At 36.3% G+C, this 7,882-nt stretch carries 5 protein-coding genes; 2 read left to right on the forward strand and 3 right to left on the reverse strand.

Going from position 1 to position 7,882, the window contains the following annotated elements:
* The first annotated feature begins 2 nt into the window (after window positions 1–2).
* Together H592_RS0120090 and H592_RS0120095 are read left to right on the forward strand one after the other, a co-directional pair.
* Complete coding sequence (locus H592_RS0120090) at window positions 3–1,415, forward strand: mannose-1-phosphate guanylyltransferase/mannose-6-phosphate isomerase (RefSeq protein ID WP_028870340.1); 1,413 nt, start codon at window positions 3–5, stop codon at window positions 1,413–1,415.
* 9 nt (window positions 1,416–1,424) lie between these two features.
* Entirely contained in the window at window positions 1,425–2,858 is a 1,434-nt protein-coding gene (locus H592_RS0120095; protein ID WP_028870341.1) for a phosphomannomutase, read from the forward strand.
* 607 nt (window positions 2,859–3,465) lie between these two features.
* Here H592_RS0120095 and H592_RS0120100 read toward each other — a convergent pair.
* The 3 genes from H592_RS0120100 to H592_RS0120110 all read right to left on the reverse strand — a co-directional run.
* On the reverse strand, window positions 3,466–4,632 hold the full coding sequence (locus tag H592_RS0120100) for an Arm DNA-binding domain-containing protein (RefSeq protein ID WP_028870342.1): 1,167 nt from the start codon (window positions 4,630–4,632) through the stop codon (window positions 3,466–3,468).
* A gap of 787 nt (window positions 4,633–5,419) precedes the next feature.
* Window positions 5,420–6,982, reverse strand: coding sequence for a Fic family protein (locus H592_RS0120105; RefSeq protein ID WP_028870343.1), 1,563 nt, complete (start codon window positions 6,980–6,982; stop codon window positions 5,420–5,422).
* A gap of 590 nt (window positions 6,983–7,572) precedes the next feature.
* Window positions 7,573–7,882, reverse strand: a 310-nt coding sequence (locus tag H592_RS0120110) for an IS1595 family transposase (RefSeq protein WP_028870344.1), incomplete at its 5' end; no start/stop codon positions are given.

Consider the following 7,882-nt stretch of genomic DNA (forward strand, 5'->3'; position numbering starts at 1 on the left):
TTATGATTTTACCTGTAATTATGGCTGGCGGAACTGGCTCACGTTTATGGCCGCTTTCTCGAGAGCTATACCCAAAACAGTTTCTAACTGTAACTGGAAATGAGTCTATGTTACAACAAACGGTTGCCCGATTGTCTAAAATTGAACATTCAGCACCGGTACTAATTTGTAATGAAGAGCATCGTTTTATTGCTGCTGAGCAGATGCGTTTAGGTGGTTATGAACATGGCGGTATCATTCTCGAGCCTGTTGGTAGAAATACTGCACCTGCTATTGCACTTGCTGCACTACAAGCTGGTAAAAATGCTAGTGATGGAGAAGATCCTATTTTATTAGTGCTTGCTGCCGATCATATTATTGAAAATGAAAAAGCTTTTACCGCATCGATAGAGAAAGCACTCCCGTTTGCTGAAAATGGTCAACTGGTAACTTTCGGTATTGTGCCTACTGCACCCGAAACGGGTTATGGATATATAAAATCAGGTAATAAGGTCAATGATGCTTTCTCAGTTAGTGAGTTTGTAGAAAAACCAGATCTGTCAACTGCAGAAGCGTATATGGAAAGTGGTAACTATTTCTGGAACTCTGGTATGTTTTTGTTCAAAGCTAGTCGCTATCTTGAAGAGTTAGCGAAATTCGCACCTGATATACTGGATGTATGTAAGCGTGCTATTGCTACACCATCACAAGACTTCGAGTTTGTACGTGTTGATAAAGGAATTTTTGCGACTTGCCCTGATAACTCAGTTGATTACACCGTCATGGAAAAAAGTCAAGATGTAGTTGTGGTGCCAATGGATGCAGGCTGGAGCGATGTAGGATCTTTTTCTGCGTTATGGGAGATCTCTGTTAAAGATGAAAACCAAAATGCAATAAAAGGCGATGTTATTACTGTTAATTCAAACAATAATTATATCTATGCACAAAATAAATTAGTATCAACCGTCGGTGTTGATAACTTAGTTATTATTGAAACCAAAGATGCCATTTTAGTCGCGCATAAAGATAAAGTTCAAGATGTTAAAAGTGTCGTTGAGCAGTTGAAATCAACTGGGCGAAGCGAGTGTAAAGTTCACCGAGAAGTTTATCGACCATGGGGAATGTATGATTCGATTGACCATGGAAAGCGAGATCACGTCAAACGAATAACTGTTAAACCAGGTGAGAAGTTATCGATTCAAAAGCATCATCATCGGTCTGAACATTGGATTGTAGTATCAGGTACAGCGAGTGTACTTAATGGAGATAAAACTATTTTAGTTACTGAAAATGAATCAACTTATATTCCCCTTGGAACTATTCATGCTTTAGAGAATCCAGGTAAAATCCCACTAGAAATGATTGAAATACAAACGGGGAGTTATTTAGGTGAAGATGATATTGTTCGGTTTGAAGACCGTTATGGAAGAGTATAAGTAAAACATATGAAAAATAATCTAAAATTTATTAGTTCAGTTGTAATTTCTAATAGCGGTGTTGCTTTTGGCACAAGTGGAGCACGAGGTTTAGTAATTCAATTTACTCCTGAAGTTTGCGCTGCTTTTGCTCATGCATTTATTGTTGGTATGAAACGTAATTTTAGTTTTAATCAAGTCGCGATTGCAACAGATAACCGACCGAGTAGCTACGCGATGGCAAAAGCTTGTAGTATGGCTTTACAGCAATTAGGTATCGAAGTTATCTATTATGGCGTAGTACCTACACCTGCGTTAGCATACGTTGCGCAAGAAGATAAAGTTCCTGCCATTATGGTTACTGGTAGCCATATCCCGTTTGACCGTAATGGTCTTAAATTTTACCGCCCAGATGGTGAAATTAGTAAAGCAGATGAACAAGTTATTCTCACAGAGCAAGTTGAGTTCCCTGAACTAGGTGAGCTTACTGAATTAACTGTAAATAATCGAGCGGCAGAAGAGTACATTACCCGTTATACGTCATTATTTGATACGCCATGGCTGACTGGTAAGCGAATTGGTATTTATGAGCATTCGAGTGCTGGACGTGATTTATATTATCGAATCTTTGAAAAACTCGGTGCTGAAGTTATTGCATTAGAGCGTAGTGACGAATTTGTTCCCATTGATACAGAAGCTGTTTCAAAAGAAGATACTACCAAAGCTATTAATTGGTCAAAAGAATATGATTTGGATTTAGTTTTTTCAACAGATGGAGACGGAGACCGTCCACTTGTTTCTGATGAAAACGGCAATTGGTTAAGAGGGGATATTTTAGGATTATTAACTTCTGTAGCTTTAAATATTGAGGCTGTAGTTATTCCAGTTAGTAATAATACTGCGATTGAGTTTTGTGGGCACTTTTCACATGTAGAAAGAACTAAAATTGGTTCTCCTTATGTAATTGCAGAGTTTAAAAAGTTAGCTAAAAGTTATGCTTCAGTTGCTGGTTTTGAAGCAAATGGTGGATATTTATTAGGTACTGATGTGCAGTTAAATGGCCAAGTGCTAAAAGCTTTACCAACTCGCGATGCTGTTTTACCTGCTATTATGTTATTAGCTGCCGCTGAAAATACTACTATTTCTAAGTTGGTTAATGCATTACCTAAACGTTTTACTGATAGTAATCGAGTCCAAAATTTTGCTACTGAAAAAAGCCAGAACATAATTTCTGAGGGCATACTCGATCCTACTAATTTACTAGCTAAATTAGGTTTTGATAATGCTGAAATTAAAAGTGTAGATGAAACAGATGGGTTAAGAATGACTTTAGTTGATGGGCGTATTATACATCTTCGTCCATCGGGAAATGCCCCCGAGTTACGTTGTTACGCTGAAGCCAACACTTTTTTAATGGCTAATGAGTGTGTTACTACTAGCCTTAGAAATATTCAAAAATTATAAACTAGTTTAAATAGTACTTAGTTCGATTTATCAAATTATTTTTTAAATCCCCAATAGTCCCTCTTATTCGGGGACTTTTTTTATCTCTTTAAAAAGAATGCCTTAAAAAAAGGGTAAGACGAACTCGGTGACCTCGTGAGACACTTTTTCGTCATGTTGGACACTGTTGACATTGCGTTAGCGTCTCCAGATATTGACAACACTGCTAAAGTAAACTACGTCAAAGTGCTAATATGGATAGCGACATGTTAACTAATTAGTTTTTTTCATTATTTTTTGTATATTTACGGATAGGTCGTTTTCAATTTTACTCATTATTTGCGTAGATTGCTTTTCAATTTGCCCAATCAGTTTTTGAATATGTGAACAAACAAACGGTAGCTTGGTTTTTGAAACCTTTTCAGCACCGTTAATAATAATTGAGGTAATGGCATCTAATTTATTATTTGGTACATCGGTAAGGTTTTTTTATTAAAGTTAATTTAAACATCTATTCTTAATATTAATAGGGCGGTAAGGTAGTGAGTGTTTCAAGTACCTTACCGGTTTATTATTTATTACTCCGCATTAAAATTCACAATATAGTGGCACAGTAATAGCCCTCATTTTATCCTATTTTATTTTGCCTCATCATATCTGAAAACGCACTACCATCCAGCCTTGAAGCATTAGCAACATAAGGCGCATACACATCAAATAATAAGCGTGTATCACTGTGTCCTAGCATCTGAGATATATAAAGCGGATTTTCATGGGCGGCTATATGCAATACCGCAGCAGTATGTCGAGTCTCATAAGGGCGACGACGTTTTAATCCTGCTTTTTTAAGCGTTGGATACCATATCTTTTTACTAATGTAATGCGTGTCGATGGCTTTACCTTTTGGCGTTGTAAATACAAAAGAAGGGGCTTCATCTCTATTTGCCATTACTCTGCTTAAGGCATCATGCAAGGTGTCGCACATTTTAAGAAAACGTCTCGATTTTGGTGTTTTAACATCGCATATTTCACCATTAACGTAGTTTTGTCTAATGTTAATAAGGCGGTGATCAAAGTCGATATGTTCAGCATATAACCCGTGTATCTCACAACTTCTCATCCCTGTCCAAAATCGTACCACAAAGTAATCATGCCAGTATGGGTTAACCGCCTCTAAAAAACGTTGTACCTCTTCAATCGTCATCGGGTGTGAATCAGCACTTTCTTCTTTAAGCGCTTTATAGCGGCGAAGTGGATAATCAAATTTATACTCATCACTTGCAAGACTAACCGCTGCAATTAATGGCCAAAAAATATTATTAATACGACGATTTGAAAGCTTTCGCGTGCCATCTGGTTTGGTTAACTCCATTAATGCTTGGCGATAATATTCAACATGTGCCAACGTTAATTCATTAATCAACGTATTACCAAAAGTAGGAATTAAATAGCCTTCAAGATTTAGGCGAACAGTACGTTGATAACTGTTTTTCCATTTGGACTTTTGGCGATCAAACCATTCATTCGCAAAGGTATCAAAAAAAGGATAAAAGCGGTCGGGGTGTTTGCCACGTTGTAGCTCTTCAAATAAGTTGATTTTTTTACTGCCTGGAAAGTAGTCGCGGTATTGAAAAGTGCCTAAATCAATTTCGGCATTCATTTTCTTAAGTTGCGTTTTTGCTTTATTGAGGTTTTTAGGTGTGCTCATCATTTTAGTGCCTTCACGAAAGCGTTGGCCGTATAGATGAAAATCGAACTGAATGCGTCCGTTTGGGCGTATGCGTAATTGAGCCATAGTAGGCCTCCATCAAATAGATCTATCCCTATCCGATGGATTGCGTATAATACGACCATCGGCTGGATCGGGTTTAATAGTCAGGGCAGCCGGTACGAGGCGAAGTGGTTACAGCCACTTCGTCTCAACTGCAATGTTTGTCTATCAATTGATTAAAATTAATACACTTATCTACTATAAAACAAACTGTTTATTTGTCCAGTGGTTTCTGTCTCATTTATTAAAATGATGAGGGGGATAACTTGAATTCAAGCTGGGTGCTCATTTTCCTATTCTTATCTTTTCTCGTTTAGCTGTTTATTTAACGCGACATGTTCTGGTCAATACCTTAAATCCAAACCTATCATGGTTGTCCCTCAGAGTCTTCCTGTTGTTGACGTCCTTTACTTTTTAGCATTGGTGATGACTGCTTGTGCTGCATCCAACTCACCAGGTGCTAAACCAAGTACACATCGTCACTCTGCATGTGAAAAGGGTTGTTGTGTTCAGGTGGTTTGCTTTGGACGTCAATAGGGAAATAACCACTGCGTATCTTTATGGCTTTGGCGATGGGAGAAGAGGGGACCAATAGTGCCCCCCTATTAGGGAAAACCCAGGTAACGCTTATCTCCCCATCAAATTCAGATTCTTACCGCCATGCGTGTTTCACCCTAAGACGTAACAGAGACACTTTTTTATCGCATTAACGCTCCCTTAATAGCGGAAGAAACCCCATTAATTGTGCCAACTTATCTTCCTTTCCTGAACTTGTTCAGGCGCGTAGCGAGGTGGAGGAGGATGTCAATAACTACTTAGTTTTTCTCATTATTTTTTGTATATTTACTGATAGGTCATTTTCAATTTTACTCATTATTTGTATAGATTGCTTTTCAATTTGCTTAATCAGTTTTTGGTCAATATGAGAACAAACAAACTGTAGCTTGGTTTTTGAAACCTTGCCAGCACCGCTAATAATAATTGAGGTAATGGCATCTAATTTATTATTAGGTACATCGGTAAGATTATTAATTATTTTTTTAATATTATCAAAAACAATGAGTAAGGATACCTCTTCAATTAGCTCAGTCGAGATAGCCTTGTCCATCATTTCGTATACAAACGAAACATGCTCCGTATAATCAGGGTATCTATACATATAGTCGATATCATTATTTACTATAAGTTTATTCTGGTTTTCACCATCTAATTCCCAATCTATCATCGCCATAATAGGTATTGATATAACTTCAAGTACTTTATCGTATTCTGCTTCATGTTTAAGAATTGATGCGGAAATAGGGATAATAAATTTATGCTCAGGTTCACGTTGTTTCATTACATCATGAATAAGATAGCGGTGAATTCTTCCATTACCATCATCCATAGGATGAATATAAACTGCACCAAAGGAAATCACAGTTGCATGAATTAACGCAGATACAGACGCATCAAACATCATTCGTTCATGAGTTTTAATCAAACCATTCATCAAACTAGGTACATGTTTGGCAAGCGCACCTATGTAATGAACATCCTCATAAACTTCACCAAAGCGTTGTAATGTAGCCCCCACATAGATCTCATCTGAACGATAATCTGATGCTTTTTTGCTGTCTTCTACAATTTTATTTTGTAGATCAATTAGTTTACTTTTCGTTAATTCAAACAAGCCTGCATTTTTAATGGCTCTTAAGAATCGTTGCATTTTATGTTTATCAGGCGTTTCTCGCTCAATATCAGTAGAGGATTTAGTTTCTTTTGTATAAAGGTAATTAATTGAACGGCCTATGATATCAGTACTTACTGATTCACCAATCCTTTGCATTTCCGCATAAGCAGTTTTGTATACATCTACGTTTTCACACTTCTTAATTTTAGATGTTTTCCGAACTGTTGGGCAGAACTCTCTTGTTCCAATGGCATTATTAATAACACGAGTTCGTTTATTTTTATCTCCGTCTTTTAACGTGTAGTAAAACTCATCTTCAAAAAGTTTAATGTAGTTACCTTGATTTAAGTCTGGTAGATCGATGGTAGAATCCATTATCCATTCATATAAGTACCAAATAATGCGATTGTATTTAGCATTAGGCTTTTGAGAAATAAATATAGACAGCTCTGCAACGTCAACTTTTGGGAATATAGCAGCAAAGTAATGGAGCCTAATACCTTGATATTTTATTGCTTCAATCATATGATCAAAAGGGGTATCAGAAATTTTTCGAGTACCTGGTATTATCTTACGTTTAGATGCTCCATACGTTACTATTTTTTCTTTATCCGAATTAGAGTCTTGATATACTTCAACATTTAATTTTGGTAGGAGTAGGCTATAGTGCTCATTTAAGTAAGTGTATCCGAGTGCTTTCATACAGGCCTTTACTTATTGATTAGGTTAGTCAATACTTTGCAAATAATTAAGTCTTTATAAGGAAGTATTTGTTTTTATTTAAAATATAATACCTACAAAATTAACTATACACTTACAAAATCATAAATCTACTTACAAATCTACAATTTCACTTACAAATCTACAATTTCACTTACAAATCTATAATTTCACTTGCAAATCTACAAATCCACTTACAAAATAATTAATCTACTTATGTAATGTAAGCGATCTGTAAATCAGTGAAAAGTCACTCGTGTTGTGGCTTAGTGATTTTGGCCACACATTTGTAGGTTTCTAAATTGCTATGGGGGCGTTTGTGGCTTACCTTTCTAGGGGCGCAAAGGGGCACAAACCGAGATAGAAATAGGGATAAAATAACACTTAAAATCGTAACTACAGTCTCTTATATATGGGATTATTTGATGGGAAACATCTTAAAAAATATATCTAATGGATCAACTACCTATTTTCAAAAAGATATTCTTGAATAGTTGTAAACTTTGACATGCTTTACTAAAAAACATTATATTATAATAGATATTTATTGGCTCTGTTCCATTACACTGTTGTCATCTATAAGCGGCGAGTAAAATTTGTTGAAAACCATACTTGGCCCTACTTTCTCTAAACCAAGCTAGATAATGCGGTAAATACTTAGTCGCTACCCCTTTCATTTTGCCTACCACCCAACTCTTAAAGTGAGTGATTGCACCATTAACGGTTTGGATGTGGTAAATATTGTCTATTACTCTATCTTTTCCATTGATTAATCGTTTATGATCACAATTCTTGTGCTCTGCAATATTCACATAAGGCCATGCACCATCACTACAAAGTACGGAGTTACTTATGATATGTGGTTCTAAATTCGCTTCTATT

It is taken from the genome of Psychromonas arctica DSM 14288 (genome assembly GCF_000482725.1).
Classification (GTDB): domain Bacteria; phylum Pseudomonadota; class Gammaproteobacteria; order Enterobacterales; family Psychromonadaceae; genus Psychromonas; species Psychromonas arctica.